19 protein-coding genes are annotated in these 22,280 nt (G+C 65.9%); 14 read left to right on the top strand and 5 right to left on the bottom strand.

The genetic code is table 11. From position 1 onward, the window contains the following. The first annotated feature begins 21 nt into the window (after nucleotides 1–21). Entirely contained in the window at nucleotides 22–1,155 is a 1,134-nt protein-coding gene (locus RIF23_RS19700; protein ID WP_310914110.1) for an ADP-ribosylglycohydrolase family protein, read from the top strand. A 71-nt stretch (nucleotides 1,156–1,226) separates the two neighbouring features. Here the strand turns inward: RIF23_RS19700 and RIF23_RS19695 are convergent, their stop codons facing one another. Beyond that, nucleotides 1,227–1,928, bottom strand: a complete 702-nt coding sequence (locus RIF23_RS19695) for an aspartate/glutamate racemase family protein (RefSeq protein WP_310914109.1) — start codon at nucleotides 1,926–1,928, stop codon at nucleotides 1,227–1,229. 79 nt (nucleotides 1,929–2,007) lie between these two features. Then, nucleotides 2,008–2,910 carry a class I SAM-dependent methyltransferase gene (locus RIF23_RS19690; protein ID WP_310914108.1) on the bottom strand — a complete coding sequence of 301 codons (903 nt, stop codon included), beginning with the start codon at nucleotides 2,908–2,910 and terminating at the stop codon, nucleotides 2,008–2,010. Between the two features lie 204 nt (nucleotides 2,911–3,114). Here RIF23_RS19690 and RIF23_RS19685 point away from each other — a divergent pair, with 204 nt between their 5' ends. The 3 genes from RIF23_RS19685 to RIF23_RS19675 all read left to right on the top strand — a co-directional run bounded on the left by RIF23_RS19685 (nucleotide 3,115) and on the right by RIF23_RS19675 (nucleotide 7,197). Beyond that, nucleotides 3,115–4,953, top strand: a complete 1,839-nt coding sequence (locus RIF23_RS19685) for an ABC-ATPase domain-containing protein (RefSeq protein WP_310914107.1) — start codon at nucleotides 3,115–3,117, stop codon at nucleotides 4,951–4,953. A gap of 166 nt (nucleotides 4,954–5,119) precedes the next feature. Beyond that, on the top strand, nucleotides 5,120–6,061 hold the full coding sequence (locus tag RIF23_RS19680; protein WP_310914124.1) for a proteasome assembly chaperone family protein: 942 nt from the start codon (nucleotides 5,120–5,122) through the stop codon (nucleotides 6,059–6,061). Between the two features lie 17 nt (nucleotides 6,062–6,078). Continuing rightward, nucleotides 6,079–7,197, top strand: a complete 1,119-nt coding sequence (locus tag RIF23_RS19675; protein ID WP_310914106.1) for a quinone-dependent dihydroorotate dehydrogenase — start codon at nucleotides 6,079–6,081, stop codon at nucleotides 7,195–7,197. A 99-nt stretch (nucleotides 7,198–7,296) separates the two neighbouring features. On the opposite strand, the gene RIF23_RS19670 is transcribed toward RIF23_RS19675, so the two are convergent. After that, the gene (locus RIF23_RS19670) at nucleotides 7,297–8,886 is read right to left on the bottom strand and encodes a polysaccharide deacetylase family protein (protein ID WP_310914105.1); all 1,590 of its coding nucleotides are present in this window, start codon (nucleotides 8,884–8,886) and stop codon (nucleotides 7,297–7,299) included. 213 nt (nucleotides 8,887–9,099) lie between these two features. Next, entirely contained in the window at nucleotides 9,100–9,906 is an 807-nt protein-coding gene (locus RIF23_RS19665; RefSeq protein WP_310914104.1) for a hypothetical protein, read from the bottom strand. A 628-nt stretch (nucleotides 9,907–10,534) separates the two neighbouring features. On the opposite strand from RIF23_RS19665, the gene RIF23_RS19660 reads away from it, so the two are divergent. Continuing rightward, a complete protein-coding gene (locus RIF23_RS19660; protein ID WP_310914103.1) occupies nucleotides 10,535–10,711 on the top strand; it encodes a hypothetical protein in 177 nt (58 codons plus the stop codon). Nucleotides 10,712–10,773: 62 nt separating this feature from the next. Here the strand turns inward: RIF23_RS19660 and RIF23_RS19655 are convergent, their stop codons facing one another. After that, nucleotides 10,774–11,823, bottom strand: a complete 1,050-nt coding sequence (locus RIF23_RS19655; protein ID WP_310914102.1) for a coiled-coil domain-containing protein — start codon at nucleotides 11,821–11,823, stop codon at nucleotides 10,774–10,776. Nucleotides 11,824–12,494: 671 nt separating this feature from the next. On the opposite strand from RIF23_RS19655, the gene RIF23_RS19650 reads away from it, so the two are divergent. The 9 genes from RIF23_RS19650 to RIF23_RS19610 all read left to right on the top strand — a co-directional run bounded on the left by RIF23_RS19650 (nucleotide 12,495) and on the right by RIF23_RS19610 (nucleotide 22,277). Beyond that, nucleotides 12,495–13,460 (top strand): methionine ABC transporter ATP-binding protein, encoded by a 966-nt coding sequence (locus RIF23_RS19650; RefSeq protein ID WP_310914101.1) that lies wholly within the window; start codon nucleotides 12,495–12,497, stop codon nucleotides 13,458–13,460. After that, nucleotides 13,460–14,140, top strand: coding sequence for a methionine ABC transporter permease (locus RIF23_RS19645; protein WP_310914100.1), 681 nt, complete (start codon nucleotides 13,460–13,462; stop codon nucleotides 14,138–14,140). The genes RIF23_RS19650 and RIF23_RS19645 overlap by 1 nt, the downstream gene beginning before the upstream one ends. Nucleotides 14,141–14,176: 36 nt before the next feature. Beyond that, nucleotides 14,177–15,013 carry a MetQ/NlpA family ABC transporter substrate-binding protein gene (locus RIF23_RS19640; protein ID WP_310914099.1) on the top strand — a complete coding sequence of 279 codons (837 nt, stop codon included), beginning with the start codon at nucleotides 14,177–14,179 and terminating at the stop codon, nucleotides 15,011–15,013. A 268-nt stretch (nucleotides 15,014–15,281) separates the two neighbouring features. Next, a complete protein-coding gene (locus RIF23_RS19635) occupies nucleotides 15,282–16,559 on the top strand; it encodes an ABC transporter substrate-binding protein (protein WP_310914098.1) in 1,278 nt (425 codons plus the stop codon). A gap of 145 nt (nucleotides 16,560–16,704) precedes the next feature. Further along, complete coding sequence (locus tag RIF23_RS19630) at nucleotides 16,705–17,694, top strand: carbohydrate ABC transporter permease (protein ID WP_310914097.1); 990 nt, start codon at nucleotides 16,705–16,707, stop codon at nucleotides 17,692–17,694. Further along, a complete protein-coding gene (locus RIF23_RS19625; RefSeq protein WP_310914096.1) occupies nucleotides 17,695–18,624 on the top strand; it encodes a carbohydrate ABC transporter permease in 930 nt (309 codons plus the stop codon). Nucleotides 18,625–18,671: 47 nt separating this feature from the next. Next, nucleotides 18,672–20,108: a GH1 family beta-glucosidase gene (locus RIF23_RS19620; protein WP_310914095.1), complete on the top strand. Its 1,437-nt coding sequence runs from the start codon at nucleotides 18,672–18,674 to the stop codon at nucleotides 20,106–20,108. A gap of 299 nt (nucleotides 20,109–20,407) precedes the next feature. Next, nucleotides 20,408–21,439, top strand: a complete 1,032-nt coding sequence (locus RIF23_RS19615; RefSeq protein ID WP_310914094.1) for a LacI family DNA-binding transcriptional regulator — start codon at nucleotides 20,408–20,410, stop codon at nucleotides 21,437–21,439. Nucleotides 21,440–21,587: 148 nt separating this feature from the next. Continuing rightward, complete coding sequence (locus RIF23_RS19610; protein ID WP_310914093.1) at nucleotides 21,588–22,277, top strand: hypothetical protein; 690 nt, start codon at nucleotides 21,588–21,590, stop codon at nucleotides 22,275–22,277. Nucleotides 22,278–22,280 lie beyond the last annotated feature (3 nt).

Raw genomic sequence — 22,280 nt, 5'->3', positions numbered from 1 at the left:
CCCATCCGGAAGAACGGCGTTATGGATCCAGCAAACCGACCCCTCGCGCCTGACTATCGCTCCCGGGTTCGCGGCTGCCTGCTCGGCGGCGCGATAGGGGACATTCTCGGCGCCCCGGTCGAGGGCCTCCCCCTGGAGACGATCCATCGGGAGTATGGCCGTGCTGGGGTGCGCGCATTCCACGGCAACAGCGTTACGGGCTGGTCCCGTGCCGGTCGGATTACCGACGACACCCAGATGAACCTATTCACGGTGGCCGGACTGGTAACGGCGGGCATCCAACGCGACTCGGTGTCACCACACGTCGATTTCGACCCGGTGCGGGAGCTGCATCGCGCCTACCTCGCCTGGTACGACACCCAGACCTGCGAACAGCCCCCCGAGCATCCTGCCAACTGGCTACACGCCCAACCCTGGCTCTACGATCCGCGCGGCCCAGGACGCACCTGTATGCGGGCACTGGCCACAACCGCCCAGGACCGACGTCTCGCTGTTCCCGCTGCCAACGCGTCCAAGGGGTGTGGGGGCGTGATGCGCAGCGCCCCGATCGGGCTGCTCCCGCCGGATCGGGTTCGACAGCAGTGGGTGTTCGACTGGGCTGCCACCGCCAGTGGGCTCACCCACGGTCACCCAACCGGGCAGCTTGCTGCCGGAGCATTCGCGGTGCTGATCCACCGCGTGGTGGCGGGCGATCGGTTGCCCCAGGCACTGGACGCCGTCCTGGCCGAACTGGCCAGACACGAGGACCACACCGAGACAACCCGCGCCCTGAGCGCTGCCCGGCGAGCGGCCGAACAGGATCCGGTCACGGCCGACACCGTGGAGTCCCTGGGGCAGGGCTGGACCGGGGAGGAGGCCCTCTCGATCGCGGTGTATGCGGTCCTGGTGCACGGGGAGCCCAGCCCGGACAGCACCCGGTCGGCCTTGACCACCTCCGTCACTCACTCCGGGGACAGCGACTCCACCGGCGCCGTGTGCGGCAACCTCCTCGGAGCCCTGCACGGCCTGGACTGTCTGCCTCCCGAACTCGCACAGAACGTGGAACGCAGCGAAGTGATCCTGGACGCAGCCGAGGATCTGGCGCGTGCCTTCAGCGCGGACCACGCAGCAGACAGCGCAGACCTGCGCCGACGCTACCTCGCCACGACCCGGTGACGGAGCGGGGACACTGGGGAGGACGGTACGTGAGGACCCGTTGAGCGGCTGTTCCCAGAATACTGGCGTGGTCAGTACCCATCCGTGTCCAGGGCCCAGCGGACCGCCGCCTCGGCGTGCAGGCGCGTGGTGGGAAATACTGGCACCGGGGCGTCCTCGGGACGGATCAGCAGCTCGATCTCGGTGCAGCCCAGGATCACACCCTGGGAACCAGCACGAGTCAGGTTCGCGATCACCTGCTGGTAGGCCGCCCGGGACTCCGTACGGATCATCCCCTGGCACAGCTCCTCGTAGATGATCCTGTGCACGGTGGCCCGCCCATCGGCATCCGGCACATGGACGCGAAGGCCAGCCGAGCGGAGCCGTTCCACATAGAAGTCCTGCTCCATGGTGAACGCGGTGCCGAGCAGGCCGACCTCCGTAAGGCCCGCCTCGCGAATCGCGGTAGCGGTGGCCTCGGCCAGGTGGAGCAGGGGAACCGACACCGCGGCGGAAACCTGGTCGGCGACCGCGTGCATTGTGTTGGTGCACAGCAGCACCAGCTCCGCACCAGCTGCTTCGACCGATCGCGCCGCCCCCGCCAGAACGACTCCAGCCTCATACCAGTTTCCGGTGACCTGGAGCTGCTCGATCTCCGCGAAGTCCACCGAGTACAGCACGCACCGCGCCGAGTGGAGCCCGCCCAGCCGCTGACGGGTCAGCTCGTTCAGCAGCCGGTAATACTCGGCCGACGACTGCCAACTCATGCCACCAACGAGTCCGATCGTTCGCACCCGTCAATTCTGACAGGCCACCACCGGGGCCGAGCCAGCACCACCGCAGACCGCCACGGCGCAGGACACCTGCGCCGCTCTACCCCCCTCCGTCCTTCCTAGCTGTGACCAGGAACGTCATCGGTAGCCGCCGGCGGGTCTCCTCGTCCATATGCGCGAACACGGGCCAGAACTCCTCGGGGCTTTCCCACAGCCGGGTGAGCCGCAGGCCGGCATCCACCAGGGCCTGCACTATTTCCCCCAGGGGCCACAGGCGTTCGTGCTTGACCGCCGGATTCGCGCTGACCGTGCCCAGGTACTGTTCCGGCCAGCCCCAGTTCCGTTCCGCGTGGGCAAAGTAGTCCACGCCGGAGTATTCCGGATGTGGCTCGCGCATGTCGAACAGCCAGTTAGCCGGATGGTCCTCGTAGAGCAGCACTTGTCCACCGGGCCGCAGAAGCCGAGCGACCACCCCGGCCCAGGCCGTGAGGTCGTGTATCCAGTACACGGCTCCTCGACCCGTGTAGATCAGGTCGGCAGTACCGTCCAGCTCGCGCGGTGCGTCCAACACGTCACAGCAGTGGAATGTCGCCGGAGCGTCCAGCGCCCGCGCGCACTCCTTGGCGTTGGCAATATGTGCGGGGGAGATGTCGATCCCCACCACCTCGGTGGCGCCTTCGGTTACCAGGGAAAGCGTGTCCTCCCCCGACGCGCACTGAAGGTGGATCGCCCGATGGCACCAGGAACGCAGATCGCCCAGCGCAGCCTGCTCTACCGGATGCGTCGAGGAATGCCCGAGCCTCAGACCCGCAATCACCTCGGGAAGGTTCTGTGTGTAGCGACGCGCCGCCTCGTCCCAGGCCACACGGTTGGCCGCGTGTCGCTGCCGGACCTGGTCGGTGGTGTGGGCGGGTGACTCGGTCACGGTGCTCTCATCCGCATCCACCTCCCCTTCCCGATACCCGGCCCCGGCCCCGCTCGCGGCGGTGGCGTTGTCGTTCACGAATCAGTCTCGGTGTGTGCTCGGAGATAGGGTCGAACAGGACCCTATACCAGTCCTCCCGGGAACAGCATTGGGACTGTCGGCTGTCCGGGAGTGCTGCGGCCCGCCCGGCGGGAAGGACGTGATCGGAGCGGAGTACTAACGTAGGGTCACGACGGCCGCAGGGCGGGGCCCGGACACATCGACCAACGAGGAGAATCACGCATGTCCGCACGCCACGGGGGACGCGATGGTGCCCGGTCGGGAGGCCGCGGCGGTTCTGGCGGACCGGGGCAGAAGCAGGGGCACGGCCGGGGCGGCGGTGGCGCGGGCCGCGCAGGTTCGCGCCGTGATCAGCCGGAGATCACCGGCCGCCGGGACGAGGATCGGCTGCGACAGGAGCTGCGCCGGATGGAGGGCGCCTCCTACGGGCGGTACAAGTCCCTGGCGGGGGAGTGGGACTTCGGTGACTTCACCGTGTCCATCGACAAGGTCCAGGCGGACCCGTTCGCACCTCCCTCGCGGATCTCGGTGCGGGTTCCGGCCGAGATCGCCCAGCTGCCGCAGCGGGCGTGGAGCCCCGAGCCGCGTCGTCGTGGCACCGCCGACTACCTGATTCGGCGCGTACACCGTGTCCTCAAGGGGGCCCGGCTGCGCATCGACGCCGGCGGCCAGGAGGTACTGGACCGGGCCGCCTGCCAGATCCATGCTGGAGAAATTCGGCTGCGCCTGGGCCTTGAGCTTCCCGGACACGGGCGCAAGATCGACGCACGCAGCGCTGAACAGGAGCTGTGCGACCGGCTACCCGAGGCGGTGGAGGCCCTCTACTGGGATTCCCTCCAGGAAGATGGGCTGGCCACCGACGCGACCACCTTCGCCGACACGGTGGAGGATGCCTGTTCACTCCGCGATCAACTGGCCACACATGGGCTGGTCGCCTTCGTCGCCGACGGTGCGGTGCTCCCGCGGCGCAGTGGGATCAGTGAACAGCCGATGCCGGCCGCCGAAAAGCCCATCGCCTTCGATTCCCCCGAGTCGCTGCGGGTCAGAATCAAACTGCCGCATCGGGGAGAGGTCACCGGGATGGGGATCGCCGAGGGCATCACACTGATCGTGGGCGGTGGTTTCCACGGCAAGTCCACGCTTCTGCATGCTCTCGAACGCGGCGTGTACGACCACGTGCCCGGCGACGGGCGGGAACTGGTCGTGACCAGGGACGACGCGGTTAAGATCCGGGCCGAGGAAGGGCGGCGGGTCGAACGCAGCGACGTCGGCGCTTTCGTGCGTAACCTGCCGACCGGAGCCGACACTCGTGACTTCCGTACCGAGAACGCGTCCGGATCCACCTCGCAAGCCGCCAACATCGCCGAGGCCCTCGAAGCCGGATCCGGGCTGTTGCTGGTCGACGAGGATACCACCGCCACCAACCTCATGATCCGGGACGCCCGGATGCAGCGGCTTGTCCACGGCGACCGCGAACCGCTCACCCCCTTCGTGGATCTGGTGCGTCCGCTCCGTCGGGACCATGGGGTCTCGACAGTGCTGGTCATGGGGGCCAGCGGCGACTACTTCGACGTCGCCGACCAGGTTGTCATGCTGGACGCCTACCATCCCTACGACGTGACCGACCAGGCTCGGGAGCTGGCATCCGAGCGTCACGACGCCGACTTTCCCGCGCCCGCGCGCCGAGTGGTCGACCCGGGCAGTGTCGACTCCACAGCCCGAGGTAAATCCCGGATCAAGCGCCGGGATATGGACGTGCTCACCTTTGGCGAGTACGACATCGATGTGCGACACCTCACCCAGCTGGTGGATCCCAGCCAGATCATCGGGGTCGGACTGGCGCTGCGCACACTGGCCGCGGAGGGCTACCTGGACGGCCGACGCAGCCTTGCCGAGGCGCTCGACGCTCTTGAGGAGCGCCTCGACGACGCCGGGGTCGTCCTCCTGGGACGGGGGTTCGCCGGTGATTACGCTCTGCCGCGGCGGCACGAGATTGCCGGGGCACTCAACCGGCTCCGCTCCTTGCGTGTGTCCGGATTCGCCGAATCGACGGGGCAGTGACCCCGGGCCCGATTCGGGAATAGACACTGGCCTGTGCGAGGTTTGGAGGGGCTGCGGGCTCCTGGCGAATCCGCAGCCCACCCGCAGCCGGGCATATCCGATGGCCAGTCGGTATCCTCGGCACGAGGTTCCCATCCCGATCGTTGACGAAGGAGAGCAGACCACGGTGCGAGATCCCGCCGCACTCTACGAGCTCCGTTCCACACCGCCCGAGCTGAGCATGCCCGTGCTGCTGGTCAGCCTGGACGGATTCGTGGACGCCGGGTCCGCGGCGCGGCAGGCGGTCACCCACCTCTTCGAGACCTGCGAGTACACCGAACTCGCCACCTTCGATATAGACCGTCTGTTGGACTACCGCTCCCGCCGCCCGGGGATGACCTTCGTCGATCACGAGTGGACCGAATACAGCGAGCCCAAGCTGGCGCTCTACCAGATGTGGGACCGCGCGGACACACCGTTCCTGTTGTTGACCGGGTTGGAACCCGACCGGGAATGGGAGGCGTTCGTCGCGGCCGTGCGTCAGCTGGTGGATCGCTTCGGGGTGGAGCTGGTTGTCGGGTTCCACGGCGTGCCGATGGCCGTTCCGCACACCCGCCCGGTCACAGTGACGGCGCACGCCACCCGGACAGACCTCGTTCCGGAGGAAACCACCTGGCCCGGCCGGCTACAGGTGCCGGGGAGCGCGGAGGCCCTGCTGGAGTACCGGCTTGGGCAGGCCGGCTATGACTTCATCGGCTACGCCATCCACGTGCCCAGCTATCTCGCCCAGTCCGAGTATCCGCGCTGTGCGATCGCGGCCCTGTCCTACGTGGTGACGGCCACGCAGCTGGCCCTGAGCCCCGAGGACATGGAACCCGAGGCGCTGCGGACCGAGGAGGAGATCGAGAAGCAGGTCGCCGCCTCGGAGGAGGTGCAGCGGGTGGTAGAAAGCCTGGAGGAGCAGTACGACAGTTACATGTCGGCGCGCGCCGACCTGAGTGGTGGCGATGCCTCATCCCTGCTGTCGGAAACCGGGGCGACATCCGGGCCGGGACTACCCAGCGGTGACGAGCTGGGTGCTGCCCTGGAACGTTATCTCGCCGAACGTGACCGCGGTGAGGAGAGCTAGGCGACCGGCCGACCCACATGCTGTATCAACTTTGTTTTCATGCCGTGCTCCGGCACCTGGACTCTGAGCGGGTCCACCGGGCCAGCTTCGCCGCGCTGCGCGCGATGGCGCGGATTCCTGGTGCCGCCACCGGCGCACGGACGGTACTCGCCCCCGTATCCCCCGACCTTCGGGTGCGGGCACTGGGCCGGGAGTTTCCGGGCCCGCTGGGTCTAGCTGCGGGATTCGACAAGAACGCCGAGGGCATCACCGCGATGCACGCGCTCGGGTTCGGTTTCGTCGAGATCGGAACCGTCACCGGACAGCCGCAGCCGGGCAACCAGCGTCCCCGCCTGTTCCGCCTCGTGCGGGACCGGGCCATCGTGAACCGGATGGGCTTCAACAATGACGGTTCGGCCGATGTGGCCGAGCGTCTGCGACGCTACCGGGCGCGCGTCGGTAACCGTGGCGCGGTGGTCGGGGTCAACATCGGGAAGACGAAGGCGGTGCCCGAGAGCGAGGCCATCGCCGACTACACCACCAGCGCGCGCCGCCTGGCAGGGTTGGCGGACTATCTCGTCGTGAACGTCAGTTCACCAAACACCCCCGGCCTGCGAAACCTCCAAGCCGTGGACCAGCTGCGCCCCCTGCTCCGTGCCGTCCGTGGCGCCACAGCCGAGGCCGGACACGGTGCCCTTCCGCTGTTGGTGAAGATCGCCCCGGATCTCAGTAACGCCGAGGTGGACGCTGTCGCCGATCTCGCCGTCGAGCTGGGGCTCGACGGGATCATCGCCACGAACACCACCGTCTCCCGCGCGAACTTGGCCACCGATCCGCAGCGGGTGTCCGCCGTTGGGTCGGGAGGACTGTCCGGCGCTCCGCTTCGTGGACGGGCCCTGGAGGTGCTCCGGCGGCTACGGGCCCGGGCCGGCGATGATGTGGTGTTGATCGCCGTCGGTGGAATCGAGACTCCGGCCGATGCCTGGGCACGGATCCGGGCCGGGGCCACCCTGGTTCAGGGATATACCGGGCTGATCTATGCCGGCCCGCTATGGCCGTACCGACTCCAGCGGGGGCTGGTGCGGATCGCGCGGGCCCAGGGCTGGCCCAGTCTCGCCGCAGCCCGCGGCACCGCGCCCGCATCCTCGGCCAGCTGATCCCACGGCCCCGGCGTCCCGTCGCAGTTCACGGTTTCCCGGGTCTCTCTGGGAATGCAGGTCGGAGTGTCCACCCTGCTTCGACCGGACCGGTGAATCTCAGAAGCCCTCGTACTCGCCGGTCCCGTCCCAGTAGTCCTGCCCGGGTTCGGTGGCGCCGAGCAGTTCGGTCACGGTGACGAAGGTGTAGCCGTCCTCGTCCAGTTCGGCCAGCACCTCGGGAATTGCCTGCACCGTGGTCGGGTGGATGTCGTGGAACAGAATGATAGCGCCCTCGGTGGCCCCCTCGATGGCTCGCTCCGCCACCACATCCGAGTCGCGGTCATCCCAGTCGAGCGTGTCCACACTCCACATGATCTCGGCCATGCCGGTGTCCTGCATCACCTCGGCCACGTCGTCGTTCGTCGCACCGTACGGTGGACGGACCAGATCCGGGCTGTGGCCGATCGCCCGGCGGAGCATCGCCTGGAGCGGTTCGGTCTCCGCGCGAATCTCCGAGGTGGACAGATCCGTGAGATCCGGGTGGTTCATGGTGTGGTTGGCTACCTCGTGGCCCTCCGCGTACTGGCGGCGGATGGTGGGTATGTGTTCACGTGCCGGACCCCCCGTCACGAAGAAGGTCGCCCGGGCGTCGTACTCGTCGAGCGTGTCCAGCAGCTCCGGTGTCCCATCGCCCGGACCGTCGTCGAAGGTCAACGCCACACAGCGGGTTTCGTCATCGTCGCAGTCCACCGAGGTCGTTGGTTGCGGATAGTGGCCGGGAATGTCTCCCGGGTCACTCGCCAGTGACACCGGGTCGTCCTCGCTGACCTCGAATTCCTCCTCGACCGTGGCGGCAGCTTCCAAGGCACGTTCCCCGAACTCGCTCAACAGGGGTTCGACCTGTTCGCGCTCCACAATGGAGTAGACCCGTCCCTCTTCGGGGGGTGCCACGGCGCCGGCAGCGAACTCGACAACCAGGTCACCGTCGACGTTGAATCCCATAGACCGGAAGAGCTGGGCCACGGGTACGACATGGTCGGGGTTGACGTCGATCTCATCGACGTCGGCGAGCCGCTCGGAGACGGTGTCGACCAGTTCTTCGAAGGCCTCCTGATCGGACAGCAGCTCGGTGCTCTCGGCGACGTGTCCCGCCGCAGCGTCGTACCACAACGTGGTGTAGGACGCGCGGGGTTCGGGGTCGTCTCCGGGCGAGGTCGATCCGGTCTCCTCCATCGTCATCCGGACCCCGGTCTCCTCGGTGATCAGGCGCACGCCCACCACATCCTGAGCGGCAGCGGTGATCTCCCAATTCGTGGTTATGTGCTCCGCTCCGGGATGGGCCAGTTCGAAGTCTTCCACCGCGCGCGTGGTGTCGTCGTGCAGGCGACGGTTCAAGGGGGCTGCCCCCGGAATCTCCGGAATAGCGATGTCCACCTCGAGGCCGTCCTCGTCGGTGGACTCGGTGTGTTCCTCCAGACCCAGCATGCGCTCCGAATCCACGACCGTCAGATGTTCGGGGTCACCAACGGTCGGTTCCTCGTTTCCATCGGCTCCCGCGGTGTCCGGCACCTGGGTGGTGGCCAGATCCGTCGCCGCGGGGGTAACCGCAGTAAGGATGGCCGCCACGAGTAGCGCGAGGGCGCGGAGCCACATTGATGTCGTGTTTGTGCTGGGCTGCGCGGTGAAGGGCGAGGTGGAAGACGTCACCGGTGTTCGTTCTGGAGTGGGTGGACACTGGTTGTAGGCGCCCGATATCACCCGATGGCCGTCGTGGTGAACGTGACTCGGCGGGACAGCGGGCCGTTGGTCGCCCACTCATGGTACGGCGATTTCCGCTGAAATGAACAGGGCGTAGGCGCTGAACGCGCCTACGCCGCCGGTGTTGCAAGCCCGCGCCGGTCCGACCACCACGGCGTGGACTCAGCCCATGTTGTCGAGGGCGGCCGCTCCCATGTCGGGGAGGTAGTCCTCCACGTCCTCGTAGTCGGCCGGGGCCGGTGCGTCGTCGTCGAGGATGTCATCCGGGTCGAGGGTCCAGCTGAATTCAATGAGCATATTGTCCTGTTGGATCAGCAGGATGGCCTCGTTGGACATCCATACGCTGTCGACCTCACGGAACACAACCTGTGCCTGGTCGCCCAGGTCCAGAGGCTCGTCTTCGAGGACCGTGTACCCGATGATGTCGCTGGACTCGTCCATGGCCGAGTCCAGGCGGAAGTCGAAGTCGCTGGCGGCTTCGCTCTCCGAGTTGTTGTCGATGTAGGGGAGCTGGTAGGTCAGCGTGATCTGACCATCGATGTCGACGTCTCCCCGCACGTCCCACGTGCAGCTGGCCCGGTTGTCATCCGTCTGGGTGCGGGACTCAGCGGCGTCCAGTGCCTCCACGGTGTCCTCGCTCAGGCCCGCGCAGGCGTCATCCGGCAGCGCGTGCGGGGGCTCACCCACCTCGGTGTCCGGAACAGGGGCGTCATCAGTGTCGTCATCAGCATCCGTGTCATCGTCAGTGTCGCCGTCGCCGTCGCCGTCGTCGCTTCCGGTGTCGTCATCGGCCGCGGTCTGCTGGCCGGCGTCATCATTACCGGTGGCGACCGGGCCATCATCACCGGCGCCGCGGACCAGCATGACCACCACGAGACCGATCAGCACGACGATGACCAGGCCGCCACCGAGGACGATCCACAGGCCAAGGTTGCTCTTCTTGGGTGGTGGATATCCGCCGGGAGGCATCCCCGGCCCACCCGGGCCGCCCGGCCCACCAGGACCATAGGGTGGCATCCCGCCCTGAGGCATGCCCTGCTCCGGGCCCGGACCGTAATGCGGGCCCGGACCGTAGGCGCCGTGCGGGTACGGGCCACCGGGTCCAGGTCCCTGGCCTGGCCCGCCCGGTCCTCCCGGGGCCCCTGGACCATAGGGTCCCGCAGGTCCGTACGGGCCGGCGGGTTGACCGCCACTCTCGTCACCGTACGGATACTGCGGTGGCTGCATATGAGGTCCGTTGTCGCTCATGACTCCCCTTGCGCCAAGCACTGTCGAATCGCTGGGTGGGACGCGTCGCTGTGCGTTATGGTTCCGTTCGACCCTGTCAGCGCCTGCTGCACACGGGATACATCATCGGGTGGCGCTCGGCACCGGGACGCGAACGTAGTGCACACACGGGAAAAGCCCGCCCTGTGCCTCGCACCGGCAGCTGACCCAGGGCTGCGCGAGGGGCGAACTTTTCTCCGGAAAGAGCCTAGCTTGCACTGTCGGGATAGATTCCGTCAGGGGGTCCCCTCGGGGGGATCGTCACTGATTTGTGCTGTATCGGGGAGCATCTGGGGTCGTCAGGAGAAGCCACTACGGAGGCGGGGGAGTGATGAGCAGGGTCGGGGATGGATCTGGAGCCCGGGGGGCCGGGCGGGGGGAGCCTCGACGCGGGCCGGTGGCCTGGCTTGTGTTCCTTGGGGCGCTGGCCATTGTGCTGGTTCTGGCCGGTGGCTGTCTGGCCGTGCTCTACGGTCCCCTGCTGACCGGGGCTGAGGCCATCGATTAACCCCGTGCCTGCCTTCGGGCGGCACGGGCCTTCACACTGCCGCGACCGACACCGATCGCGACTCAGAACATCGAGATGTGCACATGGTCGAAGTGGTTATCGGTGATGCTTCCACGGTCGGACATGGGGCGCCAGTCGGTGTCTCCGCGGCGCACGTCCCAGATCTGCTGCCGGTAGATCACATACATCACACCGTATTCCTCGGCGTTCTCCCGAGCCCATTCGGAGATCGCCCAGCCACGGTCGATCTCGTCCTGGGGTGGCATGACGCCGTCATTGGTCATCATGAAGTCGCAGGCTCGGCCGAGTGGGTGTTCTCCGTAGATCGGGCCGCCGTCGTGGGGGCGATAGCAGCCAACTCCCGGCCCCTCACCGAACTCTTCGATGACGGTCTGCCGCATCAGCTCGGTGCGTGGGGTCAGGTTGTAGGGTCCCTGCTGTTCCTGGTCCGGGTAGTCGGCGATGAGCTCGTGAACCTCGGAGCGCCGTTCCTCCAGTTCCACGAGGTCGTCCTCGAACTCCTCCAGCCGTTCCTCGGCGTTCTCCTGGGCCGTGCGATCGCGCTCGATGGCCTGTTCCAGATCCTCGATCTGGCTCTGCTGACTGTTGGAGAGGTGTTCCACCAACACGGCGCGGTCGATGATCTCCTCGGGGGATTCCTCGACGAAGATGGTCAGGGCAGGGTCAAGGCCGTCCTCCTGATAACTGGTGATAGCAAGCTGACGAACCTGCTCCTGGGCCTCGGCAACATCCTCCTGGGTGGCCTCGGCGCGTTCTGTCGCCCGTTCGGCGTCATCCATGATGGCGCTCATGTCCATCAGTTCGCCGCTGTACTCGTCTCCCAGTTCCTGGGCCTCCTCCATGAGAGAGTCCAGGTCCTCGCTTGGTTCGGCTGGCAGCGTGGCGGCGTGAACCGAGGTGGCCGGCATGAGTACGGCACACAGGACGCCGACGAGACCACCGGTCAGCGCTCGGCTGGGTACGGATGCGGACCGCCGCGCTCGCGCCGTCGGCCTGCGGGAGCGGAGATGGCCGTGGCCGCTGTGCGCGTCGTCCCAGAAGCTTTCCTGCGCCCGGGCACAGCTGTGGCATGTGGACCGAGTGTGATCCACTCTGTTCACTCCTCTGGTCGACTACAGCACTCAACCTCCCGGGGCGGGCGTGCATCGTGCCCGCAACAGGATGGGGCGAGAGAGGCGTGGGCACGATTCTATGTGGTGTCGGGGAACGCGTGAGCGCACGTCGCTGCGTCTGCTGCGGAACTGAGAGGCAGATGAGGGGCAGATGAGGGGCAGAGCTGGGTGGGAGGTTCCGGCAGTCATTGCGGCGAGGGCCGGTGCGGTAGTCCGGATGTTGGGGAACCACCGTGGGACCTCTATCACATATGTCCCTTTTATTCCGATTCTGTGGCTAGCCTCACAGTCGGATCCGAATGCATTCGTCCAGTTGAGATGGTTGCCTGGAGACGTGGATGGTTATCAGCTACGTGTGAGGCTCCCCCGGACACAGTCGTGCGTGCGGCCCCTGAGTGGGTTCTGCGGTGCGCGCTGTGGCTGTTGTCCGATGTGTTGTTGAGCCCGCGTATCTGTCGTTGAGTGGCTCGGCTGTCGAGCGGCCGAGCCTGTTCGGACACACAGCTGTCGCACCAGTCGCGGCGACGTAACGCGTCGTCTGTCCCGCTTCCCGGAGCTCACCCGCGAGTATCCGGGATCCTGCCCGGCGTCCCGGGCTCGGTAGGCAGCCCGACGTGTGTGTCCGGACCGCAACCCACGTAAGGAATCCCGTGATAGAGGCGACCGACCTGCGTAAGCTGTATCGGATCGCAGACCGTGAGGTGCTCGCGCTGGATGGCGTCGATCTGCGGGTCGCGCCGGGTGAGGTCTACGGCGTTGTCGGACAGAGTGGAGCCGGAAAGAGCACGCTGCTGCGGTGTGTCAATCTTCTGGAGCGTCCGACCTCCGGTTCGGTCCGTGTGCACGGCCGCGAGCTCACCGCCATGAGCGAGTCCGAGTTGCGCGGTGCCCGTAGGGACATCGGCATGGTGCACCAGCACTTCGCGCTCCTGTCCTCGCGCACCGTTGCTGGCAACGTTGCTTTTCCCCTGGAGATCATGGGGGTGCGCGGAGCCCAGCGCCGGCGCCGGGTCGGCGAGCTGTTGGAATTGGTCGGACTCCAGGACAAGGCGCGTGCCTATCCAGCTCAGCTTTCCGGAGGGCAGAAGCAACGGGTGGGAATCGCCCGGGCGCTCGCGGCCCGCCCGGCAGTTCTACTCTCGGACGAGGCGACCTCGGCGCTGGACCCGGAGACGACCGGGTCCATTCTGGAGCTGCTGCGGGATCTGAACCGTGAACTCGGTCTGACGATCCTCCTGATCACACACGAGATGGACGTGATCAAGCAGATTTGCGACTCGGCAGCGATCATGGAGGACGGGCGGTTCCTGGAACAGGGACCGATCCTGGATCTGCTGGCCCGCCCTGGATCCCTCCTCGCCCGTTCCCTGTTCCCACTGCCGGCACTCGAGGATCCCGACACGGTTGTGTTGACCCACACCCGTCAGCCCGAGACCGCGGTACTCTCCGAGCTCACCCGGCATTTCGACGTGGATGTGCACATGTACGGCGGTGCCGTGGACACCATTGCCGGTAGCACGGTGGGCCGACTCCAGTTGCGGATTACCGGGGCAGCACGGGCGGCAGCCCTGGACCACCTGCGGGAGCAGGGCATGGGTGTGGAGGTCGGTGCCTGATGGACTGGATCACCGAACTTCCCCAACGCTGGCCCGAGATGGCCCCCGAGCTGTGGCTGGGCACCTTGGACACGCTGTACATGGTCTGGTGGGCCACGGTGTTCGCGGTGCTGTTCGGCCTCCCGCTGGGAGTGCTGCTCGTGATCACCGAACGCGGCGGGCTCACACCGGCGCCTGTGCTCAAAGCGGCGCTGGGAGCGATCGTCAACATCGGCCGGTCCCTGCCGTTCATCGTGCTGATGGTGGCCGTTCTGTCCCTGACTCGGCTGCTCACCGGAACCACATTCGGGCCGACCGCGGCCGTCGTGCCGCTGAGTATCGGCGCCATCCCCTTCTTCGCCCGATTGGTCGAGACCGCGGTGCGCGAGGTGGATCGGGGCGTGGTGGAAGCGGCCCGGGCCATGGGGGCGCGCAGAATCGGGATCGTGGGCAAAGTTCTGCTTCCGGAGGCACTGCCCGGGCTGGTCGCGGGGTTGGTCATGACCGTGGTCACGCTCGTGTCCTACTCCGCTATGGCCGGTGCGATCGGGGGAGGCGGACTTGGCGATATCGCGATCCGCTACGGCTATCAGCGTTTCGACGACCTGTATCTGGCGGCGACGGTCGTGCTGCTCATCGCGATCGTTCAGGGCGTGCAAAGCCTGGGCGACGTCTGCGTGCGACGGCTGTCCCGCCGTTGACAACCACACATCAGTACCGACGAGGAGGACACAGAGATGAACAAGGTATGGCTGGCGGTGCCCGCCGTTCTGGCGGTCGGGCTGACCGCCTGCGGTAGTCCCAGCGAACGTGATGATGCCGGGGCCGACAACGGCGAACTCACCACGCTGCGGGTCGGGGCGACCCCCGTTCCCCAGGGTGATGTGCTGGAGTACATCCGGGATAATCTGGCCGAGGAGGCCGGCCTGAACCTGGACATTGTTGAGTTCACCGACTACAACCAGCCGAATGCCGCACTGGTCGAAGGCGAACTGGACGCGAACTACTACCAGCATCGTCCTTTCCTCGAGGAGTACCTCGAGGGTAACGACGAGGCGGATCTGACCTATCTCGAAGACGTCCACCTGGAGGCGTTCGGTCTCTACTCCGCCGCGCTGGAGGACGTGCAGGACCTGCCGCAGGGCGCCGAAATCGGGGTCCCCAACGATGCCTCCAACCTGGCCAGGGCTCTGCTGTTGCTGGAGGAGCAGGATCTGCTCACCCTCGATGAGGAGGCCGGGGAGCTCGCGACTGAGGACGACATCGCGGAGAACCCGAATGACCTGGACGTCCGTCCGTTGGAGGCGGCACAGCTTCCGCGGTCTCTCGAAGACCTGGACGCGGCCGTCGTGAACGGTAACTACGCCATCGAGACCGATCTCGCGGCGGACGCCAACGTGCTGGGCTTCGAGGAGACCGACGACAACCCCTATGCGAACGGGCTTGTGGTGAACACCCCGGATGCCGATGACGAGGACATCCAGGCACTGGACGAGCTGCTGCACAGTGACGAGGTGCAGGACTACATGGAAGAAACCTGGGATGGTGTGGTCATCCCGGTGTCCAGCGACTGAGTCATGATCCGGGGTGTAACCGGAAGGTAACAGGTGTTGGGGTGTCCTACTTCCTGCGGGATACCCCAACACCTGTTCGTGGCCTCTGTGCCAGGGGTCTCAGGTGCCGATGGGGTTTGCGGCCGGTGTTGTGGCCATAACGGTTGTGTTTCGTGCAGGAGCGGGGATTGACGAACCCGACACACGCGCAGTTTGCTTGTGGGAGCGCTCCCAAAGCGGGGGGATCGGGACGCGACCATGCAATTCGCTCGTGAAGAGGGGTCGCAGCATGAAACGACGCGCACGCCCAACGATGTTCATGGCCGTAACATGCAGCGGGGCACTGCTCGCGGTGACGGCCTGTAACGCCGACGGAGATGGAGCCGACGCCGCGGACGCGGAACTGGTGGTGGAGACCTTCGGGAACTTCGGCTACTCGGAGTTGATCGAGGAGTTCGAGGACGACACCGGAATCACGGTCGAAGAACGTGTGCACGGTGAGCTGGCCGACTGGAACGAGGTCCTGCAACAGAACCTCGCCGCGGGCAGTGGCCTCGGGGACGTCGTCGCGGTCGAGGAGGGAATCATCCTCGACGTCATGGAGTCCGCCGATGCCTTCCATGACCTGTATGACTACGGGGCCGGGGAGATGGAGGACCACTTCCTTCCCTGGAAGTGGGAACTCGGCCACACCCCGGATGACGAGCTGCTCGGGCTCGGTACCGACATCGGCAGTATGGCGGTGTGTTACCGCACCGACCACTTCGAGGATGCCGGGCTCCCCACCGAGCGCGACGAGGTGTCTGCTCTGTGGGATGACTGGGAAGACTTTGTCGATGTGGGAATCGAGTTCCAGGAGTCCGATGTCGACGCCCACTTCGTGGACACGGTCACGGAGTACGTGAACGCGATCTCCCGGCAACACGGTGACTTCATCTTCTTCGATGACAACGAACAGCTCTACATCGAGGAGAGCGACGCCGTCGCACATTCCTGGGATATTGCCGAGTCCATGATCGAGGAGGAGCTGACCGCCGAGCTGGCGATGTGGTCGGACGACTGGAACGCCGCGATCCAGGCGGGGACCTTCGCGACCATGCCCTGCCCAGCCTGGATGCTCGGGCATATCGAGGAGCATGCCGGTCCTGATGCCGAAGGACTGTGGGATGTCGCCGAGGTGCCCGGTGACGGAGGGAACTGGGGCGGATCGTGGCTCGCCGTTCCCGAGGAGACCGAGTACCCCGAAGAGGCCACCGAGCTGGCCATGTTCCTGACTTCTGAAGAGGGGCACCTGGGGGCCTTCCAGGAGGCGAACACGCTCCCCTCCTCGCCCTCCACGCTGGAGAGCGACGAAGTTCTCAGCGAGGTCAACCCCTACTTTAACGACGCTCCGGTCGGCGAGATCTTCGGTGAGGGTGCGATGGACCTGGAGCCCGTCTACCTGGGGCTGGGCCACTTCCCGGTCCAGGAGGCCGCCGGGGACCAGTTGGAGGCTTGGCAGACGGGACAGATCGACCGCGATGAGGCCTGGGAGGCAGCGGTCGAGGAGGCAGAGCGGGCCCTGTAACGCTCCAGCCGTCCCGCTCACTGGTGCTCCGTCCGGCGGGTGACCCATCGGAATCACGGCCCCTCCCACCTTCCACCGTGGTTCCGTCATCCCCGGGCGGAGCGCCCCTGCCTGTGTCAACCCCGACACCGAGGAATCCGCCGTCATGAACCTGTCTACGAGGGGCGTCCGGGAGCACACCGCCCACCCGGAAGCCAGCGCAGCCGCCAGCACGCAGTCCACCAGCCGTCGGGAGCGGCGACAGGTGCTGCTGTCCTGGCTCGACCTCCGACTGTCTCCGTACCTCTTCATCGCTCCCTACTTCCTGTTGTTCGGGATCTTTGGCCTGTTCCCCGTCCTGTTCACATTCTGGGTTTCCCTCCATGATTGGGGTCTCCTGGCCGGGAACCAGGGATTCACCGGGCTCGACAACTACGTGTTCCTGTTCCAGGACAGCAGGTTCTGGAACGCGCTGCTCAACACCCTGGCCATATTCACGATTGCTGTGGTTCCGCAGCTGGTGATCGCGCTGCTGTTGGCGGACACGCTAAACCGCCGGATCCGGTGGCGGGGATTTTTCCGGGTCGGCGTTATCATTCCCTACATCACGTCCATCGCGGCCATGGCGATCGTCTTCGGTCAGCTCTTCGGTCGGGACTTCGGGCTCGTCAATTACGGCATCGAGCTCCTGGGAATGGAACCGATCGACTGGAGAAACAACCGGTTCGCCTCCTGGACCGTGATCGCCGTGATGATCGACTGGCGGTGGATCGGATTCAACACGCTGATCTATCTGGCGGCCATGCAGGCAATTCCACGGGATCTCTACGAGGCCTCAGCCATCGACGGCGCATCCCGGATCCGGCAGTTCTGGCAGATCACCATCCCCATGGTGCGGCCGACCATCATGTTCACGGTCATCATCGCCACCATCGGACAGATGCAGCTGTTCACCGAACCAGTAATATTCTCCGCGGATTATAGAGGTGGAGCGCAGGGGCAGTTCCAGACAGTGGCGATGCTGATGTTCGACGAGGCGATGCGTCTACAGAACTTTGGCTACGGGTCCGCGATTGCCTGGGTGATATTCCTGCTTATCATCGTATTCGCCTTGATTAATATTCTGTTCATCAGTCGCATCCGTAGCGCAGCCTGAGTGGTGGAAAAGGAAATGACAAACCGAGTTATTCAGAAGTTCGGTGGGCTGCGGAAGAACGACTCCAGGAGAGGAAAGAAGTCGGTGGGTGCCCGCGGTGCTCCTCCTTTGCGGGAGGCAGGTCCGCTGACCTACATCGCGTTGAGCATCACCGTGCTGCTGTCCGTGTTTCCGCTGTACTGGATGTTCGTGGTCGCGACCCGTGGAAACGAGGCGGTGGCGAGTCGGCCGCCAGTGATGGTTCCCGGCGGAGCGTTTTTCGAGAACCTCGTTCGCACCCTCCAGAACCCGCAGGCAAATTTCGCGCTGGGGCTGCTCAACTCCGCTATCGTGGCGACCGTCACCGCCGTCTCTGTCGTCCTGTTCTGTTCCCTGGCGGGTTTTGCGTTGGCGAAGCTCAGGTTCCGAGGGAGAAACGCCATTCTCATCGGAGTGGTCCTGACCATGATGGTTCCGGTGCAGATGGCGGTCATTCCAATGTTGATCATGATGGACGCATTCGACTGGCGTGGTGATCTCCAGGCTGTGATCGTTCCGTTCATGGTTACCGGTTTCGGTGTATTCATGATGCGCCAGTATGCGATCCAAGGCGTTCCCAGCGAGCTGATCGAATCCGCGAGGATCGATGGCTGCTCCATGATCCGAGTTTTCTGGAGCGTGGTTCTTCCGGCGGTGCGTCCCGCGATGGCCGTCCTCGGGCTACTCACGTTCATGCAGAACTGGAACGAGTTCATCTGGCCGATCGCCGTACTCGGTCCCGACAATCCCACAGTTCAGGTTTCGATCAACCAGCTCAACCGTGGATACACGACAGACTTCGCTCTCATGTTTACCGGGGCGACCATGGCAACAATTCCATTGCTGTTGGTGTTTGTGATCTTCGGGCGTTGGCTCATCGGCGGAATAATGGAAGGTGCAATCAAAGGGTGACTGTTCAGAACTTTCCGGTGCAGTCGGATGTCGAAACATCGGGCCGGATGGAAAAATCTGTAGAGGTCCGTTTTCCCGAGGATTTCTGTTGGGGGGCGGCGACGGCTTCCTACCAGATCGAAGGGGCGACCACGGAGGGAGGGCGGGGCCCCAGTATCTGGGACACGTTTGTCGCCCAGGCCGGAACCGTGCTCAACGGCGATACGGGGGACACCGCGGCCGACCACTATCACCGGTTCCGGGAGGATGTGCGGATCCTCCAGCAGCTGGGAATCGGAAACTACCGGTTCTCCATCGCGTGGCCCCGCATTCAACCCACCGGCACCGGTGCAGCAAACGCACAGGGTCTGGACTTCTATGAGCAGCTGGTGGACACACTGTTGGCGGCGGGCATCCAGCCGTGGCCGACTCTGTACCACTGGGATCTGCCGCAGGAGCTGGAGGACGCCGGGGGGTGGCCCGAACGGGACACCGCCTACCGGTTCGCCGACTACACGGAGCTGGTCGCCGAGCGACTCGGCGACCGGGTCAGCCACTGGTGGACCGTCAACGAACCGTGGGTGGTGGCTAACCTCGGATACGCAACCGGCGAGCACGCCCCCGGACGTCGCGATCACGCTGCGGCCGCCGCAGCGATCCACCATCTGTTGCTGGGACACGGGCTCGCGACGCAGCGGCTCCGCTCGGTCGTGGCAGAACCCTCCTGCGCAGTGGGGATCGCGTTGAATCCGCAGCCCATCCGTGCGCGAACCAGCAGCGTCGCGGACCTGGACGCGGCACGGCGGATCGACGGAACACGGAATCGTATATTCCTGGACCCCCTCTACTATGGGCGCTACCCCAGTGATGTCTGTGCGGATCTGGCCGACGTCACGGACTTCTCGTTCGTTCGGGACGGTGACCTCGCCACCATCGCGAGCCGGCTGGACTTTCTCGGAGTCAACTACTACAACTCAGCGCTGGTCGAAGCTGCGCCCGCAGGGCAGGATCCGGACAACGCGGTACCGCTGGGGCATACCGGGGTCCGGGACGTCCCCCGCCCCGTGCCACGCACAGACCAGGACTGGGAAGTCGACGCCAGCGGCCTGACCGAGCTGCTTACCAGGATCACCGTTGACTATCCGGAAACGGCGTTGTACGTCACCGAGAACGGGGCCTCCTACCGGGATGAGCCGACCGCGAACGGGGAGGTGCACGATCCACAACGGCTCGCCTTCCTCGACTCCCACATTCGGGCTACACACGCGGCACTAGAAGCAGGAGCTCCGGTACGCGGCTATTTCGTGTGGTCGTTGCTGGACAATTTCGAGTGGGCGTTCGGCTATCGGGAACGCTTCGGGATCGTGTACGTCGACTATTCCACCCAGCAACGCATCGTCAAGGACAGCGGGCACTGGTACTCGGGGATCACTCGAACCGGACGCCTTCCCGCAGGCTCCGACACGCCGGATCCCGCGAACAGCTCGGGAACAGCAGGAGCATAGTCCGGGGCACGGGTCCATCCATGGGCGCTGCTGAGGGTGCGCACGCCCCTGGCTGCGCTGCCGCACGGGCCGTCGCCGAGCCGTGCAATGCCCCGGGGCGCCCCGCCCGACTGCGGCCCGGCCACACGGCGTGGCGTGCTGCTGCCCGCAGGTGGGGATGGTGGTGGGCGAAGTCTGCCCGCGCAGAGTTTGCCCACCACCACAGGCGCTGGGGAAGTCCGGGACCCACCCAGCGCGGCCCCGATTCCCCCGGGTGCCGGATAGCGTTACCCAGGGGCGAAGACGAGGGGAGTAGCAGCATGAGCGCGCGGCGGCGTCCCACCCTGGAGATGGTGGCTGAGCGGGCCGGAGTGGGGCGTGGCACGGTCTCTCGGGTCATCAACCGTTCCGCGAACGTCAGCGAGGACACCCGAAAGGCGGTACTCCAAGCTGTCTCGGATTTGGGATACGTCCCCAACCGTGCCGCCCGCACACTGGTGACCAGACGTACCGAGACGGTGGCGCTGGTCGTGTCGGAACAGCACGAGCGTGTCTTCGCCGAACCCTTCTTCGCCCGCATCGTCAAGGGTGTGAGCACCGTCCTCCACGAGCACGGGCTCCAACTCATGTTGACCATGGTCGGGTCTGGTGCGGAACACGAGCGTGTGGGCCAGTATCTGACCGAAGGACACGTGGACGGTGTGATGCTGGTCTCCGAGCACCGGGATGACCCGCTGCCCGCCCGACTGGCCCATGCCGGCGTGCCCTGCGTCCACGGTGGGCGACCGTTGGGCCGGCAGCTGGAGTCGCTGAGTTTCGTCGACATCGACAACCTCGGGGGCGGGCGAACGGCAACGCAACACCTGGTGGATCTTGGGCGCCGCACGGTGGGAACGCTCACAGGTCCGCAGGACATGGTGGCCGGTGTCGAACGGCTGGAAGGCTATACCCGGGCGTTGCGTGATTCGGGACAGGAGTACCGTCCGGAGCTGGTCTCCGAAGGGGACTTCAGTTACGAAGGGGGAGCCGCCGCGATGCGGACACTACTGTCACGTGCGCCCGAGCTTGATGGAGTTTTCGCCGCATCGGACCTGATGGCGCTTGCCGCACTGCGCGTGCTACGGGAGTTCGGTCGACGGATTCCCGAGGATGTCGCCGTGGTCGGCTTCGACGACGTGGCCCTCGCGGAGCACTCCGACCCGCCGCTCACCACGATCCACCAGCCCACCGAGGAGATGGGATACCAGCTCGCGCAGCTGCTGATGGAGCAGCTGGAACAGACCGACGTCGTCCCGCCATCCCAACAGACGATTGTTCTGGACACACACCTGGTCCGCCGGGCATCTGCCTGAGGACACCGGCTCTGGTACAGCGGTCACACTGCCCGGTGCGTCCGCCCCACCCGGCGGTCGTCCCCCTGGGGCAGCGGGCAACACCGCGAGCGGTTAGGGCCTAACGTGGAGAGGGCCGGAATCGCGTGAGGTGGGAGGTGGAGCTGGAGTGCGCTGGGTCGTGTACCTGTCTCCCAGCGGGGGAGACCACAGGGTCGGAATCGTCGACGATGGTTGCGTCCACGGATATCCCGGCGCCGAACAACTGGCCCAGCTCCTGGACGCACCCGAAGCCGACGTATATACCGCCCACGAGCATGCCCTCAACGACCCCACCGAGATCATCGTGGAGTTCGAGGCCCGCCTGTGTGCGCCAATCCAGCCGCCCGAACCGGTCGCTGTCCGACGCGAGAGCGGCCCGGAGGAGCGGCTCGACCCACGTCTGCTGGTGGGTACGGATGACGGCGCGCCGCTTCCCGCGAATACCCAGGGTCTGTGGGTGGAGTCCGGTCTGACGTGTGTGCCCTGGGGGCGAGAGGGCGGCGTGGGATACGCCCCGGCCTGCCTGTGGCGGCACGATGAGGGACACACACTTGCCGTGACGACGGGGCCGGCACTGGTCCTCCACGGTGGTGCCGATGCTGTGAAACCGCAGCTCCGGCTCACCGTGACCGGTGAAACCATCGGTGATCAGCGCGAGGGCGTCACCGTCGCGCTGGAGAGCCCGCCGATGCCGGGCAGTGGCCTTGCCGAACCGGTGATATGGCTCCGTGATACGGGCATCCGGCTGGATCCCGGGATGGAGCTGCACATCGACGGGGGGATCCTGGGCGAGTTCGAGATCCGTCCGGGCGAATAGCGT

It is taken from the genome of Lipingzhangella rawalii (assembly GCF_031628175.1).
Classification (GTDB): Bacteria; Actinomycetota; Actinomycetes; order Streptosporangiales; family Streptosporangiaceae; genus Lipingzhangella_A; species Lipingzhangella_A rawalii.
Note: the sequence above shows the minus strand (reverse complement) of the source record. Positions and strands in the feature narration are given on the sequence as shown.